Annotated in this window: 14 protein-coding genes; 10 read left to right on the forward strand and 4 right to left on the reverse strand. The window is 62.9% G+C overall.

Annotated features, from left to right (window positions below):
- Positions 1–12: 12 nt before the first annotated feature.
- The 5 genes from QP415_RS08920 (at position 13) to QP415_RS08940 (ending at position 4,337) form a co-directional block, all read left to right on the forward strand.
- Positions 13–624: an ATP-dependent Clp protease proteolytic subunit gene (locus tag QP415_RS08920; RefSeq protein ID WP_016461230.1), complete on the forward strand. Its 612-nt coding sequence runs from the start codon at positions 13–15 to the stop codon at positions 622–624.
- A complete protein-coding gene (locus QP415_RS08925) occupies positions 624–1,268 on the forward strand; it encodes an ATP-dependent Clp protease proteolytic subunit (RefSeq protein ID WP_016461229.1) in 645 nt (214 codons plus the stop codon). Before QP415_RS08920 ends, QP415_RS08925 begins: the two co-directional genes overlap by 1 nt.
- Before the next feature lie 244 nt (positions 1,269–1,512).
- Positions 1,513–2,772, forward strand: a complete 1,260-nt coding sequence (clpX, locus tag QP415_RS08930) for an ATP-dependent Clp protease ATP-binding subunit ClpX (protein WP_285099744.1) — start codon at positions 1,513–1,515, stop codon at positions 2,770–2,772.
- Between the two features lie 46 nt (positions 2,773–2,818).
- Positions 2,819–3,175 (forward strand): chorismate mutase, encoded by a 357-nt coding sequence (locus QP415_RS08935; RefSeq protein WP_285099745.1) that lies wholly within the window; start codon positions 2,819–2,821, stop codon positions 3,173–3,175.
- 136 nt (positions 3,176–3,311) lie between these two features.
- Positions 3,312–4,337, forward strand: a complete 1,026-nt coding sequence (locus QP415_RS08940) for a LacI family DNA-binding transcriptional regulator (protein WP_285099746.1) — start codon at positions 3,312–3,314, stop codon at positions 4,335–4,337.
- A gap of 66 nt (positions 4,338–4,403) precedes the next feature.
- On the opposite strand, the gene QP415_RS08945 is transcribed toward QP415_RS08940, so the two are convergent.
- Entirely contained in the window at positions 4,404–7,439 is a 3,036-nt protein-coding gene (locus QP415_RS08945; protein WP_285099747.1) for a glycoside hydrolase family 2 TIM barrel-domain containing protein, read from the reverse strand.
- 188 nt (positions 7,440–7,627) lie between these two features.
- Here QP415_RS08945 and QP415_RS08950 point away from each other — a divergent pair, with 188 nt between their 5' ends.
- From QP415_RS08950 to QP415_RS08970, 5 genes are all read left to right on the forward strand, one after another.
- Positions 7,628–9,070 carry a glycoside-pentoside-hexuronide (GPH):cation symporter gene (locus QP415_RS08950; RefSeq protein WP_016461224.1) on the forward strand — a complete coding sequence of 481 codons (1,443 nt, stop codon included), beginning with the start codon at positions 7,628–7,630 and terminating at the stop codon, positions 9,068–9,070.
- A gap of 206 nt (positions 9,071–9,276) precedes the next feature.
- Positions 9,277–9,753, forward strand: a complete 477-nt coding sequence (locus tag QP415_RS08955; protein WP_285099748.1) for a hypothetical protein — start codon at positions 9,277–9,279, stop codon at positions 9,751–9,753.
- Positions 9,750–10,826 (forward strand): peptidoglycan-binding protein, encoded by a 1,077-nt coding sequence (locus tag QP415_RS08960; RefSeq protein WP_285099750.1) that lies wholly within the window; start codon positions 9,750–9,752, stop codon positions 10,824–10,826. Before QP415_RS08955 ends, QP415_RS08960 begins: the two co-directional genes overlap by 4 nt.
- The gene (locus tag QP415_RS08965; protein ID WP_285099751.1) at positions 10,823–11,521 is read left to right on the forward strand and encodes an ABC transporter ATP-binding protein; all 699 of its coding nucleotides are present in this window, start codon (positions 10,823–10,825) and stop codon (positions 11,519–11,521) included. Before QP415_RS08960 ends, QP415_RS08965 begins: the two co-directional genes overlap by 4 nt.
- Positions 11,511–12,719: an ABC transporter permease gene (locus QP415_RS08970; RefSeq protein WP_285099752.1), complete on the forward strand. Its 1,209-nt coding sequence runs from the start codon at positions 11,511–11,513 to the stop codon at positions 12,717–12,719. Before QP415_RS08965 ends, QP415_RS08970 begins: the two co-directional genes overlap by 11 nt.
- 105 nt (positions 12,720–12,824) lie before the next feature.
- Here the strand turns inward: QP415_RS08970 and QP415_RS08975 are convergent, their stop codons facing one another.
- The 3 genes from QP415_RS08975 to QP415_RS08985 all read right to left on the reverse strand — a co-directional run bounded on the left by QP415_RS08975 (position 12,825) and on the right by QP415_RS08985 (position 16,159).
- On the reverse strand, positions 12,825–14,714 hold the full coding sequence (locus tag QP415_RS08975; RefSeq protein ID WP_285099753.1) for an AMP-dependent synthetase/ligase: 1,890 nt from the start codon (positions 14,712–14,714) through the stop codon (positions 12,825–12,827).
- Between the two features lie 162 nt (positions 14,715–14,876).
- Positions 14,877–15,509 carry an iron chaperone gene (locus tag QP415_RS08980; RefSeq protein ID WP_285099754.1) on the reverse strand — a complete coding sequence of 211 codons (633 nt, stop codon included), beginning with the start codon at positions 15,507–15,509 and terminating at the stop codon, positions 14,877–14,879.
- A gap of 365 nt (positions 15,510–15,874) precedes the next feature.
- Positions 15,875–16,159, reverse strand: coding sequence for a hypothetical protein (locus QP415_RS08985; RefSeq protein ID WP_285099755.1), 285 nt, complete (start codon positions 16,157–16,159; stop codon positions 15,875–15,877).
- Positions 16,160–16,729 lie beyond the last annotated feature (570 nt).

Raw genomic sequence — 16,729 nt, forward strand, 5'->3', positions numbered from 1 at the left:
GAGGAGGTACGCGTGAGCGTGCACAATACCGGGGCTGCCGGCGATGGCTCGCAGCTGGGACTGGGGGACGCGGTCTACCAGCGCCTGCTCAAGGAGCGCATCATTTGGCTGGGCGGCGAAGTCCGCGACGAGAACGCCAACGCAATCTGCGCGCAGCTGCTGCTGCTGGCCGCTGAGGATCCGGATCGCGACATCTACCTGTACATCAACTCTCCCGGTGGTTCGGTGACGGCCGGCATGGCCATCTACGACACGATGCAGTACATCAAGCCGGACGTCGTCACGGTCGGCATGGGTCTGGCCGCGTCGATGGGCCAGTTCCTGCTCACCGCGGGCGCCCCCGGCAAGCGTTACATCACGCCCCACACCCGCGTGCTGCTGCACCAGCCCCTGGGCGGCGCGGGCGGCTCGGCGACGGAGATCCGCATTAACGCGGACCTGATCCTGGGCATGAAGAAGGAACTCGCGGCGATCACCGCGTCTCGCACGGGTAAGACCGTCGAGCAGGTGGAGGCCGACGGCGACCGCGACCACTGGTTCACGGCGCAGGAAGCCCTCGAGTACGGCTTCGTTGACCGCGTGATCGACAGCCCGCAGGAGATCGGAACGCGAGGAGAGAACTGATGAGCACCCAGCCCTACTTCGAGGCGATCGCCCGCCAGATGCCGCAGGCTCGCTACGTCCTGCCGGACTTTGAAGAGCGCACGGCCTACGGTTTCCGTCGCCAGAACCCCTACACGAAGCTGTTCGAGGACCGCATCGTGTTCCTGGGCGTGCAGGTGGATGACGCCAGTGCTGATGACGTGATGGCGCAGCTGCTGGTCCTGGAATCCCAGGATCCTGATTCGCTGATCACCATGTACATTAACTCGCCCGGCGGCTCTTTCACGGCACTGACCGCTATCTACGACACGATGCAGTACATCAAGCCGCAGATTCAGACGGTGTGCCTGGGGCAGGCCGCTTCGGCCGCCGCCGTGCTGCTGGCTGCGGGCTCGCCCGGCAAGCGCCTGGCGCTGCCCAACGCCCGCGTTCTCATCCACCAGCCTGCGATGGAAGGCATGCAGGGGCAGGCCTCGGACATTCAGATCGTCGCCGATGAGATCGACCGTATGCGCGTGTGGCTCGAGGACACAATCTCGAAGCACTCGGGCAAGCCGGTGGAGCAGGTGCGCCGCGACATTGAGCGCGACAAGATCCTCACCGCCCCGCAGGCCGCCGAGTACGGCCTGATCGACCAGGTGCTGGAGTCCCGCAAGGCTCTCTGACGCCTTTTCGTCACTGACGAGGCCGTGGCATCCCCGCGCATGAGCGTGTGGTAGGTGCCACGGCCTCCTTGCTATCTGCCTGGTCAGGCCTCTGCCACGCTGACAATTGTCGGCTAGAGGTGAACTTTTCATAACAATAGGCGTGGCTACGCGGAAAACTGGAGCGCGTGCACTACGTTATTTGCTAGTAAGTGCGAAAGCACATCCGACCGAACGGAAAAACGTTCAATACCTTGGAGGTCTCGTGGCTCGTCTGACTGATGGCGCGGAACTGCTCAAGTGCTCCTTCTGTGGGAAGAGCCAGAAGCAGGTGCGTAAGCTCATCGGCGGCTCCGGCGCGTATATCTGCGACGAGTGCATTGAGCTGTGCAACGAGATCATCGAAGAGGAACTGGGAGCTCAGCAGCAGTCGTCTTCGACGACGCCGCTTCCTAAGCCGCGTGAAATCAACGAATTCTTGAACACGTGGGTGATTGGACAGGACCGCGCGAAGCGTGCGCTGTCGGTCGCCGTGTACAACCACTACAAGCGCGTGCGCTCGCGCGAGGCTGGCAATAACGAGGACATGCTGGGCACCAAGTCCAACATCCTGCTGCTGGGCCCCACGGGTACCGGTAAGACTCACCTCGCGCGCTGCCTGGCCCGCCTCCTTGACGTGCCTTTCGCCATCGTGGATGCGACCGCGCTGACCGAGGCCGGTTACGTGGGTGAGGACGTCGAGAACATCCTCCTGCGCCTCATTCAGGAGGCCGACGGCGATATTAAGAAGGCCGAGAAGGGCATCATCTACGTCGACGAGATCGACAAGATCGGCCGCAAGGCCGAGAACGCTTCCATCACCCGCGACGTGTCGGGCGAGGGCGTGCAGCAGGCCCTCCTGAAGATCATTGAGGGCACGGTCGCGTCCGTGCCTCCCACGGGTGGGCGCAAGCACCCTCACCAGCAGTTCCTGGAGATCGACACCTCCGGCATCCTGTTTATCGCCGCGGGCGCGTTCGCGGGCATCGAGGACATCGTCAAGGGTCGCCTGGGTCGCCGCTCGACGGGCTTCGGCTCCGAGCTGAAGAGCGCCTCCGAGATGGGTGACCTATACGAGGCCGTGTCCGCCGAAGACCTGCACAAGTTCGGCATGATCCCCGAGTTCATCGGCCGTCTGCCCATCCTGACCTCCACGAAGGAGCTGACGGAGGAGGACCTCGTCCGCGTCCTCACCGAGCCGTCGAATTCGCTCGTGCGCCAGTACCAGCACCTCTTCGAGCTGGACGGTATGGACCTGGAGTTCACGCACGAGGCCCTGCTGGCGATCGCGGCGCGCGCCAACGAGCGTAAGACGGGTGCCCGCGGCCTGTCCTCGATCATGGAGCAGACCCTGTCGGACCTCATGTTCGACCTGCCCAGCCGCGACGACGTCGCCCGCGTGGTCGTCACCCGCGACCTGGTTGAGGGCGTGGGCCCCGCCGAGCTCTACCCGGAACGTTCCTCGGAAGGTAAGCGCAGCGCCTGATCCCGCCCGCTACACTGAGGTCAGTTGAGACCTTAGGGGAGGAACAATGGCACAGCGTGACGAGGCCTCGGTGGCCGCTTCTGCGGACCTTGGCGTGAGCGGTATTCCCACCGAGCTGGCGGAGGCTCGCGCAACGATCGACAACATCGACGCTGCCCTCGTGCACATCCTCGCCGAGCGTTTCCGCTGCACCCAGCGCGTCGGGCACATCAAGGCCCGCCTGGACCTGCCTCCCGCCGATCCGGATCGCGAGGCGCGCCAGGTCGAGCGCCTGCGCACCCTGGCCGCTTCCTCCGGCCTCGACCCCGATTTCGCCGAGAAGTTCCTGGGCTTCATGGTCCGCGAGGTCATCCGCCACCACGAGGACATCAAGGCCGAGTACGACGAGGGTTCGTGCCTCTAAACTGAGCGCTGGGGGAGTGCCCAGCCCCGGCCTCGTTAGTCGTGCGCTCGGCTGATGCGGCGTTGATCCCGCTGAGCGAGCTGTGTGTCAGCTAGACTGGATGAGCTGAACACAGGGAGTTTTGGGAGGGGGATCGATGGTTAACCTCGGTGATATTGCCAAGGCGACGGGTTACTCGAAGGCGACGGTGTCTCGCGTCCTCTCGGGAGACCCCAGTTTCACCGCAAAGGAATCGACCCGCCACCGTGTCATCCAAGTAGCCACCGAGCTCGGCTACGCGCTGCGCACATCGCGCGCCGGCGTCCCTCAGACCATCGCGGTGCTTGAGAACTTCGATCCCACGAATGGACCCCAGGATTCCTATTTTTCCGACGTGCGTGAGGCGCTGCGAGAGCGTGCGGTGGAGAACATGATGAGCCTGGCGTTCTTCCCGACCGTGGACGCACTCATCGAAGCTGCGGACGAGTTCTCTGGCTTTGTGTCCATCGGTCCTGCGCCGATCGCGCAAGACGACCTCGACCGTTTGTATGAGGCGCTCTCGCACGGCGTGTTTATCGACATCAACCCCGCGCCGGCACTCTTTCATTCTGTGCGCCCCGACCTGCAGCAAACGGTCATTGACGCGATCTACACGCTGCGTGAGCAGGGGCGTCAGCGTATCGCCTTTATTGGCGGCGCCGGGCACATGATGGGCTCTCATGTCTTCGCGCAAGACCCGCGTACCGTCGCCTTCAACGAGTGGGCGCACCTCCTCGACATGCCCACTGATGGCTACGTCTGCGCCTCTGGCCCCTTCACTGTGGAGAATGGACGTAGCCAAGCCGAAGCACTACTTGATGCGTGCACGGATGATCTGCCCGACGCTGTCCTTGTCGCGGCTGATCCGCTGGCGGTTGGCGTCATTCAGGTGCTCGCTGCCCGTGGGCTCCGTGTACCCGATCAGATTGCCGTCGTCTCCATCGACAATCTTCAGGTCTGCGAGTACACGGCTCCCACGCTCAGCTCCTATGCGATCGAGCGCTCCGAGTTGGCCGAGACCGCGCTCATACTCCTCTCAGACGCGATCGTGGGCCGTTTCATGCATAAGCATCACGTTCTATTGTCCACCCGCCTTGTTGTGAGACAGAGCTTTATTCCCGCGCACGGCGCCACCGCACAGTGATCGGGCGTGAACGCATAACGGCGGCGGCGGGGGAGTTGCCTCACACCCGCCGCCGCTGAATGTCTCTCAGATGAGAGACAACGTCACGTCCAGGACCTGCTTCTCGGTCGCATCAATCTGGTACTCGTCATGCACCGGCGAACCCCACGAATCGTCACCGCCGACACCCATCTGTGCAGTGAGCAGACGTAGGTAGGTCGCGGGCCGCTGGGAGGGCTCCGGTAGCTCCCACCAGTGTCGAACATTTTCGATCTGCGCGGAGGAATAGGGCAGGAGCGAGACACCGAGATCGCCGCGTGCCTGAACACGCAGGCCGTGTCCGTCGTCGTCCGTTACCTCGCACCAGCGGATGCCGGGGTGGAAGCCGCACTCCTGCGGTACCGCGTAGGGGGCCAGCCCTTCGGCTGCACTCTGGGACCACACGCCCAGGGTTGCTCCGGCCAGGCGGTCCGCGTAGGCCTCGACGGGGCCGAGGCCATAGAAACTCAGGCGGTCAATCGACGAGGGGAGTGCCCACTCGATCCCGAAGCATGGCATCGTTGGGAGATCATGCGCACCCGGGTAGGTTGCCGTGAGACGAATCGTGCCGTCGGCGCGCAGCTCGTAGCGCACAGGCACGGTGACATCTGCAATGCCCGCAAGACGGTAGTCGTAGGTAACGACGACACCCTCGCCGGTCTCTTCGACGGTGGTGTTCACGCATCGTGCGTAGGTTCCAGCGGTGGTCCAGCACGCGCGGTCGAAACCGTGCCCACAGCCTCGATCATTGTCCGTTAGTGGTCGGAAGGTTGTCAGCTTGGGCGGGAAGAGGACCATGGCCTTGTCGTCGCGACGCCACTGGACGATGCCACCCGCAGTACGCGACAGCAAAGCCTCGTTCTCGCCCTCACGCATACCAATGTTCCAACGGCCCACGGTGAATGTGGCGTGGCCACTGGGTGTCGTGTCGGCCTGCTCGGGGCAGGAGAACACTGTCTGGCCCACGGAGACAATGTGCCCAGCCTCGCACCACGCGGTGTTGGAGGAGATGACAAGTGCTGCTTCCAACACGATCTCTTGTGTTGTGTCGGCTAGCAGTTCAGACGGCCATCCCACACTGATGGTGTTCCGCCCACGGGAGATGCCTGTTGCCGCGACCTCCTTGTCCCAGACGACCGCGCCGTCAGCAAGGATCCGGGCACGCACACACAGGTTGGCAAGCGGCGCGGGGAGGACAACGGCATCGATAAGGATTCCGTCGATGCTCGGCGTGAGAGTGACGGGGGAGTAGAGCTGTTTGACCGCCATGGCCGAGGGCTTGGGTGTGCGGTCGGCGAATAGGATGCCATCACAGGAGAACTCCCAGTCACAGGGGCGATCCTCGAAATCGCCGCCGTATGCCAGGAACTCGCCACCCGAGCCGGCGGTCGGCTCATGGTAGAGGGCCTGGTCGATCAGGTCCCAGATGAAGCCGCCACCATACGCGGGGTATCGCTCCAGGTCCGTGTAGTGGCTGAGGCCGCCAACAGAATTCCCCATCGCATGCATGTACTCGCACGACAGATAGGGCTTCGCCGGGTTATCGCGCAGGTACTCCTCAATTGCGTCAGGCAGCGCGTACATGCGTGACTCAATATCCGAGGCATCGTCGAACTCTCGATCCCACGTGACACCCTCGTAATGGACAGGACGGGAATTGTCCAACTCGTGACAGCGTCGGTACATGGAGTGGAACACCTCGCCGCCAAAAGACTCGTTACCTAGCGACCACATCAATACGGAGGCGTGATTGAGATCCTGGTGCACCATCGACTCGACGCGATCCACGCAGGCGCTCTCCCACTCCATCTTTGATCCTGGGATCGCCGTGGCTGGGGTGGGGATGTCGCCCGGCGTGCACCATGATCCGTGTGTCTCCAGGTTCGTCTCATCAATGACGTACAGGCCGTACTCATCGCACAGGTCTAGGAAACGGGTGTCATTGGGGTAATGGCTTGTGCGGATTGCATTGATGTTGAGCTGCTTGCACAGGCGTACGTCCGTCACCATGTCCTCCATCGACATCGTTCGGCCCGTGCAAGGATTGAACTCGTGGCGGTTGACACCGCGGAAAATGAGGCGCTGGCCGTTGAGCATGAAGACAGAGTTGAGGATTTCGAAGCGGCGGAAGCCCACGCGCTGAGTCACGGTCTCGCAATCGTTTCCATCGGCGTCATGAATCGTGAGGCTCAGCGTATACAGGGCCGGGTCCTCCGCCGTCCACGGGTGTGCGCCGTCTACTTCACCCCGAAGCGTGATACTGGGAGCGTTCGCGGGCACGTGTTCACTCCATACAACAGTCCCGCTCGAATCGGTGAGCTGGGCGCTTGCGGTACTGTCGGCCTTGGTTCCCTTGAGGTCGACCGTGACATTGAATATTCCCATGCCAGAGTCCGCGTCGTAGTCAGCGTTGGCTGCCAGGTGGGCGACGTGGCAGGCAGGCAGAGCTACCAGTGAAACGGAGCGGAAGAGGCCATGGAAACGCCAGGAGTCCTGTCCTTCCAGCCATGAGGCGCTCGAATGCTCGTAGCAGGCGACGATAATCTCGTGGTCCTGGGAGTGCGTCAGTGCTGACGTGATATCAAACTCGCTCGCCGTGTACCCGTCCTCGCAGTAGCCGACGAAGATGCCGTCCACCCAGATGTAGAGAGCCGTCGCAAAACCCTCGAAGCGTAGGCGTGCGTGTCCTTGCTTGCTCAAAGACTCCTGGAGGGAATCATGCAGGGTGAAGGTGCGCCGGTAGAGTGCAACTCGGCACTCCTCTGGTGGCTTGGGAGCCTGAGGGTTCTCGTGGCCGTCCCACGGCATCTGAATGTTGACGTACGCCGGAGGCCATAGCCCCTCAGCTTCGAGGGTTGAGGGAACGGGAAGGCTGTGGACTGCTTCCTGGTCGAAAATGATGGTGGGGGAGTCAAGAGCGATGCGCGAACTTGACGTAAGTGCGACTTCCCAGGCTCCGTCAAGACTCTGTGTCGGGGCGTTCGTGCGGTGTGCGCTGTGCGCGGGAAGTCGATTGACAGCAAAGATCTGCGGATCGCTGAGCCATGCTGATATGGGGGTGGAGGCGGTGAGTGTGTGGAACATGGTGACCTTCCGGAAGTGCGACGTTGCGGTGGAGCGATCGTGCTCTGAGGTCAGAGTATCCTGTTGATCGCATCGACGCAATACAGTTACATGGATATGTTTATGTGACCTAGATAGTATTGGTATTCTCAGGTAAATGCGTTAACCTTGTCGTGTCCGAGCAAGAGTTGCTTCGAAGGAGAGGGACCATGGCACACGAAGAAAACGTGCGCAAGAGCTGGGTGTCGCGAATCTGCTACGCGATCGGTAATCTGGGGCAGGCTGCGTATTACAACGCGCTCTCAACATTCTTTGTCACCTACTATGCGGCGCAGACCCTGTTCCGCGACTATGAGGACTCCGAGGCCAAGGCGATGATTGCGATCATCACTGCCCTCGTCTTCATTATTCGGATCGTCGAGATCTTCATTGATCCACTGCTTGGAAACTTGGTGGACAACACAACCTCGCGCTTCGGGCGATTCAAGCCCTGGCAAGTCATTGGTGGCGTTGGATCATCCATCCTTCTTTTTGCGATCTTCACCGGACTGTTCGGCCTTGTCAATGTCAACAAAGGAGTGTTCATTGTCGTTTTTGTGATCGTCTTCGTGGTCCTTGACGTCCTGTACTCCCTGCGTGACATCTCCTACTGGGGCATGATTCCTGCGCTGTCCTCCTCCTCGCAGGAGCGCAGTGTGTACACCGCTCTCGGAACATTCACGGGCTCCATCGGCTACAATGGCGTCACCGCAATCGTTGTTCCCGTGGTTGGGTTCTTCAGTGCACTTGCGGGAGCTGGTTCTGAGAGCCAGGAAGGCTGGACGGGCTTCGGTGCCGTCATCGCTATCCTTGGTATCGTCACCTGTCTCGCGGTCGCCTTTGGTACTCGTGAGGAGGAGAGCGTCCTACGCGATCCCTCCGATAAGTCCAACCCGCTGCAGGCATTCCAGGCGATCGCGCGCAATGATCAGTTGCTGTGGACTTCCCTCTCGTACGTCCTCTACTCGATCGCGAACGTTGCAACGACGGGCTTCATGATCTACCTCTTCAAATTCGTGCTCCAGAAGCCCGATATCTACTCGGTGGTCGGCATCATCGCCTTCGTCATCGGCCTGGCGGTGACCCCCCTGTACCCGGCGATCAACCGCCGCCTGCCCCGCCGCTACCTCTACCTTGGTGGCATGGTGCTCATGGCGAGTGCATATGTCCTGTTCATTCTCTTCTCGTCGAACCTCATTGTCGTCTTTGTCGCCCTGGTCCTGTTCTACCTTCCTGCCACGTGTATTCAGATGACGGCGATCCTCACGATCACCGACTCTGTTGAGTACGGGCAGTGGAAGACTGGCAAGCGTAACGAGGCCGTCACCCTCTCGGTGCGTCCCATGCTCGACAAGATCGCCGGCGCCCTGTCGAACTCCATCGTCGGCTTCGTCGCCATCGCGGCAGCCATGACCAATGATGTTGACCCCGCCCTGCTGACGACCGGGAACATTGAGACCTTCAAGACGGCTGCTTTCTACGCTCCTCTTGCGGTCATCGTCCTGGCGTTCATCGTCTTTGCGCGGAAGGTTACCCTGACCGAGGTCAAGCACGGAGAGATTGTGTCCCTCCTGGAGCAAAACCTTGCTCGCTCCGAGGCTGGCGAAGACTAACCGAATAAGCGCCCGATGAGGAGGAGTGTCGGGTCAGAGGCGGGGGATGTGCGAGCGTCCCCTGCCTCTTTTTGCGCTCTCAGGGTTGTCTGACGAAACTCTGCGCGTGCTCCCGGATAGTTTTCAGGTAGCTTTCAGTCTTGTGGGATGTAATCTAGGCAGGTAGTGAGAACCATTGCCGATAAGCATTCCTCAAGGAGTTTTCGATGAAGAATTGCGCACAGACGCGCGCCCTTGCCGTCATCGCCATCACCCTGGCGGCGGCCCTCAGCGCCTGCGGGTCAACCGGATCGTCCGCCTCGTCCCCTTCCAGCTCGAAGAGCCCGAGCGCGGCGGCCACCAACGCCGCCAGCAACGACCCCAACCTGGTGTTCGCTCAGTGCATGCGCGAGAAGGGCTTTGATGTGCCCGACACGGGCCTGACGCCCGACCAGCTCAATGACCATGACCCCGCCTTCGACTCTGCTCTCAACGAGTGCATGGTGAAGGTTTCCGGCATGACCGGCGAGGACAATGTCGCGAACGACCCCGCCGCGCGTGAGGCCATGGTCAAGGCAGCGCAGTGCCTGCGCGAGGCCGGATACGACGTCAAGGACCCGCAGGCCGGCGAAGGCATCAGCGTCAAGGACATCCCCGAGGACGTGCTCAACAAGTGCTTCCAGCAGTCAGGGGCCGCCAAGTGACGCGTCCGCGAACCCCACGCCCCGCGGCCACGCTCGCAATCCTCGCGATCGGCGCGCTGACATTATCCGCATGCTCGGGCGCCAACGCGGACGCCGAAGCTCCCCAATCCTTTGATGGAGCAACTGCGACCGTCACGAAGGGCGACCTGGTAGGGGAGACCACCGTCCAGGGAACGCTCCACTACGCCGACTCCTACACCCTCAAGAGCGCCTTCGAGGGCGTTGTTACCGCCCTGCCCACGCCCGGCACGACCCTCACCCAGGGATCGCACGTGTACACGGTTGCTGGCAACAACACGTACCTGCTCCACGGCTCCACCCCGGCCTGGCGCGCGTTCGAGGAGGGCATGAGCGACGGCGAGGACGTCACCCAGCTGGAGACGGCGCTCTCCGAGCTTGGCTACTTCGAGGCCACGCCCAACGCCCACTTCGACTGGAACACGATCGCGGCCATCAAGAAGTGGCAGAAGGCCCTGACGCTCACTCAGAGCGGCTCCCTGCCCCTGGGCACCGTCCTCTTCGCACCCGAGGACCTGCGCATCGGCGCGCTCAAGGCCCGCGTCGGCGACAACGCGACGATGGAGACGGAGCTTTTCACGGCCTCGTCCTCGCGGCAGGTCATCTCCGCGAACCTGAAGCTCTCCGACCAGGCCCTCGGCGTCGTCGGGAACTCCGTGACCGTGCGTCTGCCCGGATCCGCCGTGACGACGACCGGAACGATCACCTCCGTCGAGCCGCCGCGTGAGAAGGCCAGCGAGGAAGGATCCAAGGAGACGACCAAGGAACGGATCATTCCGATCACCGTCACCCCCGACGATACGTCCGCCCTCGACGGACTGCAGGAGGCCTCGGTGTCCCTGGGCCTGACCTCCCAGACGCGCACCGGCGTGCTGTCCGTGCCCCTCGGCGCGCTCGTGGCCCTCAGCTCCGACCAATTCGGCGTCGAGGTCGTGGATGAGAAGGGCGAGATTCGCCGGGTTCCCGTCACCGTCGGCCTGTTCGCGGGAGACCGCGTCGAAGTGAGCGGCGACGAGATCGCCGAAGGCCAGCGCGTGGTGGTGCCCAACCGATGAGCCACATCCTGCAACTGACCGACGTGCACCGGTCCTTCGGCAGCCCGCCCGTGCACGCCTGTAACGGAGTGTCCCTGGCCGTCGACGAGGGCGAATTCGTCGCCATCGTCGGGCCGTCCGGCTCCGGAAAATCGACCCTGCTCAACCTCATCGGAACGCTCGACCGGCCCACCTCGGGCAGCGTGTGCATCAACGGGACGGACGTGTCCTCCCTGCGTGACACCGAGCTGTCGGGGGTGCGCTCCTCGCTGATCGGCTTCGTCTTCCAGCAGTTTCACCTGACGGCCGGCGTCTCCGCCCTCGACAACGTCGCGGACGGTCTGCTCTACCGGGGCGTGCCGCGCGCGAAGCGCCGCGAGGCCGCGCGTAAGGCCCTGACCCGCGTGGGCCTCGGGCACCGCATGGACCACAAGCCCCACCAGATGTCGGGCGGCGAACGCCAGCGCGTCGCGATCGCTCGTGCCATCATCGGGCACCCGGCCCTGCTGCTCGCCGACGAGCCCACCGGTAACCTCGACTCCCGTTCGGGCGCGTCCATCGTCGCCCTCCTGCGCGAGCTCAACGAGGCCGGCACCACCATCATCGTGATCACCCACGACAATGACCTGGCGGCATCGCTGCCCAGGCAGATCGCCATCCGCGATGGCGAGATCGTCTCCGACTCCGCACACCCGGGAGGTGGCCATGGCGAGTAAGAAGAACTCGGGTACCGGCCGCTCCGCGCTGCGTCTCTCGGACGTTGCTCGCCTTGGCCTGACGGGCCTGCGGGCCCGGCCCATGCGTGCCGTCCTCTCGGCCCTGGGCATCGCGATCGGCATCGCGGCCATGGTCGGCGTCGTCGGTGTCTCCGCCTCCTCGCAGGCCCGCCTGCAAGAACAGCTGCGGGCACTCGGCACCAACATGCTGACCGCGCGCAGCGGCGCGGACCTGTCGGGAACGGACCTCATCCTGCCCGAGGACTCGGTGGGGCGCACCCTCATGATCCCGGGCGTCACCGACGCGGCCTCGACGTCGACGCTGAGTGGCGTCTCCGTGTACCGCTCGCGCCTGTCCGACCCGAACGCGACCGGCGGTATCATCACGATGGCAGCCGACACGAACCTCCTCAAGGTCGTATCCGGGACCATGAAGAAGGGCGCGTGGCTCAACGATGCCACCGCGAAGTACCCGGGTGTCGTCCTGGGCTCGAAGGCCGCGCAGCTGCTCGGCGTCGTCGAGCCGGGCACCCAGGTGTGGCTGGGCGGCATGTCCTTCACCGTCCTGGGCATCATGGACCCAGCTCCCTTGGCCGAAGAACTCGATAACGCCGCCCTCATCGGCGTTGCTGCCGCGGGCACGTACTTCGACGCGGGTAAGACGCCCACGACGATCTACGAGCGCTCCAGCGAGGATCAGGTGGAGAACGTCCGCGGGCTCCTCGGACCCACGCTCGCCCCGCAGGGTGCCACCGGTCTGAAGGTCTCGCGTCCCTCCGACGCGCTGGCCGCTCAGAACGCGGCCGATCAGACGCTCACGACGCTGCTCGCCGGCGTCGGATCGATCGCCCTGCTCGTCGGCGGCATCGGCGTGGCCAACACGATGATCATCTCCGTCCTGGAACGCCGCAAGGAGATTGGCCTGCGCCGGTCTCTAGGCGCGAAGAGGGGACACATCACCGTGCAGTTCCTGGCCGAAGCTCTGCTCCTGTCCTTCCTCGGAGGACTCGCCGGATGCCTCATCGGCGCCGGCGTCACCTGGGGCATGTGTTACGCGTACGGCTGGCCGCCCACCCTGCACTGGTGGGTGATCGCCGCAGGCCTCGGCGCCACTCTCCTCATCGGTGCTGTCGCCGGGCTCTACCCCGCGATCCGAGCGGCCCGCACGCCGCCCACAGCGGCGCTCGCCTCACAGTAGGTTGCCCACCCACAAAAGCCGTGGCCGGCTCGCCAACCCCGATACTGAGCGGGGGAGTGCGAGCCGGCCACGGCCTCGTTCATGGGCGCCTCGGTCGTGCGTGCGTCAGTTCTGCACAGGACCGCCGTAGATCTCGTCGATGACGGGCGCGAGGCGGCGCGTGGCCTCCAGGCGCTTCACCTTCAGCGAGGGGGTGAGCAGGCCGTTCGCCTCCGTGAAGTCGGTCGTGAGGACCTTGATCTTGCGGATCGACTCGGCGCGCGAGACGTGTTCGTTCGCCGAGGCCACGGCCTTCTCCAGGGAGGCCAGGACCTCGACGTTCGTGGCAGCCTCCGCCACGCTCATCGGGGGCAGCGAGTGCGCGGCGAGCCAATCGGGCAGCATCTCCGCGTCCAGCGTGATGAGCGCGGCGACGAAGGGGCGCTGGTCGCCCACGACCAGGACCTGGGAGATGAGCGGGTGGGAGCGCATCGGATTTTCGAGGGCGGCCGGGGCGACGTTCTTGCCGCCCGCCGTCACGATAATCTCCTTCGCGCGGCCCGTGATGGACACGTAGCCGTCGCGGTCCAGGGACCCCAGGTCGCCCGTGCGGAACCAGCCGTCCTCGGTGAAGCAGGCGGCCGTGGCCTCGGGGTCGTTGTGATAGCGCTGGAAGACGCTGGGGCCCTTGAGGAGGATCTCGCCCTCGTCGCTGATCTTGAAGGACATGGGCGGCAGGGCCGGGCCCACGGTGCCGATCTTGGACAGGCGGGGTGTGTTGACGGAGACCGGGCCGACCGTCTCGGTCAGGCCGTAGCCCTCCAGGACGGGGATGCCGACGCCGCGGTAGAAGTGCGCGAGCCAGGGGGCCAGGGGAGCGCCGCCCGACACGATGTAGTCCGCGTTGCCGCCCACCAGGCGGATGATCTGCTGGTAGACGAGCTTGTCGGCCAGCGCGTGCTGGGCCTTCAGCGACGCCGACGGGCCCTCTTCCGTGTCCAGGGCCTGGGAGTAGGCGATCGCGACCTTGGCCGCCCAGCGGAAGATCTTGCGCTTGGGGCCGGATGCCTTCGTGTCCGCCGAGTTGTAGATCTTCTCTAGGACGCGCGGGACGACGAGGAGGTAGCTCGGCTTGAAGGACGCCAGGTCGCCCAGCAGGTTCTTGATGTTGGAGGCGTGGCCGAGGACGCCATTGCCGCTGATCTGGAAGACCTGCAGGAAGCGCGCGAACACGTGGGCCAGCGGCAGGAACAGGAGCAGGCGCGAGTCCTTGCCCGCCGCGATCTCTGGCATCCACGCGTGGGCGTTGAGGCACAGGTTCGTGAAGTTCTCGTGGCTCAGGACCGTGCCCTTGGGCGTGCCCGTCGTGCCCGACGTGTAGACGATGGTGGCGATGTCGTCCTTCGTGAGGGCTTCGGAGCGGGCGAGGACGCGCTCGCGCGGGGTGGCCGAGCCCTCCGCGATGAGGGTCTCGATGGCCTCGGAATCCAGGGAGAGGACGTGGGTGTTGTCCCGGCCTTCGCGTTCGGCGGCGGCGCGCACGATTTCCGCCATGGACACGGTCTCGGTGATGATGAGGTGGACATCTGCGTCGACGAGGACGTGGGCGACCTGGTCGATCGAGCTGGTTTCGTAGATGGGCACGGGAACGAGGCCGGCCGCCCAGCACGCGAAGTCGAGGAGCGTCCACTCGTAGCGGGTGCGGCTCATGATTGCGACGCGGTCGCCGGGCTCGAGGCCCCGGGTGATGAGGCCGGCTGCGAGCGCGTGCACCTCGTCGTAGAACTCGCGCGCGGTGATGGAGCGCCACGTGTCGCCGATGCCGATCTTGCGCAGGATGAGGGGGCGGGTGGCGCCGCGCTGCACGCGTTCTTTGAGCAGGTGGGGGATCGTCGTGTGCTCGTCGATGCGCACCAGGACGGGGGCGTGCCACTCGAGGGCTTCGGTGGTCGTCTGCGCCTGCGTCTGTGCCGTCTTGTCGTCGTTCGACGAGGCCGGGGTTTCTTCGGCGGTCATGTCTGCTCCCTGGTCGCTGGGCCGTGAGCGCCGCGGGACGGGGCCAGCGGCGCAGCTGTTGCTCCCCCTATCCTACGCGCCCGTAGGGTGGGGGAGAGGGGCTGTCTTTAGGGGTGGGTACTTGTGTTCGCTGTGGCCGGGCGGAGCAAAGCTGCGTCGGTACTAGTCGAGGCCGAGCTCGGCCTTCACCTCGTCGAGCGTGTACACATCGTCCGGGTTCGCCTCGTAGTCGCGAACAGCCTGCTTGAGCTGCTCGTTGAGCTGCTCGAACGGATGCCCGGGCGTGGGGTTGTCAGCGTAGCGCCGGAACTCTTCGAGGAAAGAATCGGCTAGCTGACCATCGTCAGCCTTGCGCTCGCAGACGGCGGGCGGATGTGCACCGGATGCGACGGCCTCAGCGGCTGCGAGTTCATGCTCCTTGGGACGCCAGAATGAGGTGATGTCCTGCTTCTCGGTGAGCTGGTGTTGAATGAAGGCGTCGAGGAGCTCGTAGTCGAAGGGCTTATTCCACGGCTGGCGGGCGAGCATTGTGCCGAAGTCCGTGCCGCGCTCACGCATGACCTGCTCGAAGCGGATCAAGGTGGCGCGCTCGGGGGCCATAGCCATGTGCTTGGAGGCTGCCGAGAACCCGATGATGTACGTCCCGTGGTGGGTGAACATCGGCTGGTTCCACGTGATGCGCAGCTCCAGCTCCGGGTAGCGTTGAGTTACCCAGTTCAGCACCTCCGCCATCCGTGCCCGATTGTCGTCGTCGGGGATTGTCGCGAAAAACTCATCGAGCGTCTTGATTGCCATGGCTTCACCCTAACAACGCCCATGCACATCTGTGGCACGCGTGGTGCTGGAAACATTGGCATTGGGCACTGTGCTGCCAACTAATGTGCGAAAGGGGGCCGCCCGTGGTGTTCCACGGGCGGCCCCCAGCAGACCAAGGTAAAGAGGTGTGATGTCTGAGCAAATGACGTTGCTAGCAACGCTAAGTTGAGCGGGAAAGTGTTGGTTATAGTGAGATGGCACGGATTCCTTGAAGATCTGGAGGAAAGCGCGAGTCATCAATGGTCTAAAACTCTCACTACAGCCTTGGCTAACAGTCGCGGGACTACTTAACGATAGAAGAATCGTATATGGAGCTCTGGCTGAGTTGAAGTACCAAGTTGTTACTAACGCTCTAAATCTTTTGTCATAACCCAGGAGCTGCTCTCAGAGTTCAATTTGTTGGCCAGCTCGGTAAATGTTCTTGGCTCGATGGAGGGGAATAGATGCTCAATAGCATCTTCAGTGCTCCATTCCCTTACGGTCCAGACGTACTCGCCTTGGTCCACTGGTTGACTCTCAACTGGATCTGAAAAAGTGTCTGTGAAGAGTGTTACATAGTTGGAAATTGCAGCTGTGTCATCATGCTCCTCTGATTCGAGAAAGTGGTCGGCGTGTTGTTGAAAAGACATCTGAGTCCCTTTCTGATGAGATGATTTCGTAGTGAATGCTACGAGATTTCCTATTCTAGCATCGAGCGTTGTTATTGAAGGTTTCGTAGGGGTGTGTTGGCCTCTCAGTTGCGCGCGGTGTTCTTGGGTAGTGGATATAGGTCGGGCGAATGCAACGATGGTGGTAAGTTGAGAATGTACGCATGCTGTTGCTATGTGTCACATGGTTGTGATTGGTTAATGCTTGACTGAAGCATGGGCATCAGTGGATGCGGTGTTTCTTGTATTAGCCCAAAGATGTGGCAGGTGAGAGTGTTTCAGATCTGCTTTGTTTCCCTAATTGGGTGTGAAGCTGCACAGAAACGACAAGGTAGTGCGCATCCCTTATGATTATGCTTTGATTCGTATGATGATGGTCCTACGAGCTTCGATGTGCAATGCTGGCGATGCGCTGAAACAAAGCGACCCTAACTCCAACAATGATATAGAATGCGTATATTCTACGATGTTATCTGGCTCTTCGCATTTGAGGGTGTAGGTGTTGTGGGCGGGGTTGGGCGTGTCGTGGCCGGGTAGGGGTCGAGGTCTTCC

Origin of the sequence: Pauljensenia sp. UMB3104, assembly GCF_030217285.1 — a bacterium.
Taxonomy (GTDB): Bacteria; Actinomycetota; Actinomycetes; order Actinomycetales; family Actinomycetaceae; genus Pauljensenia.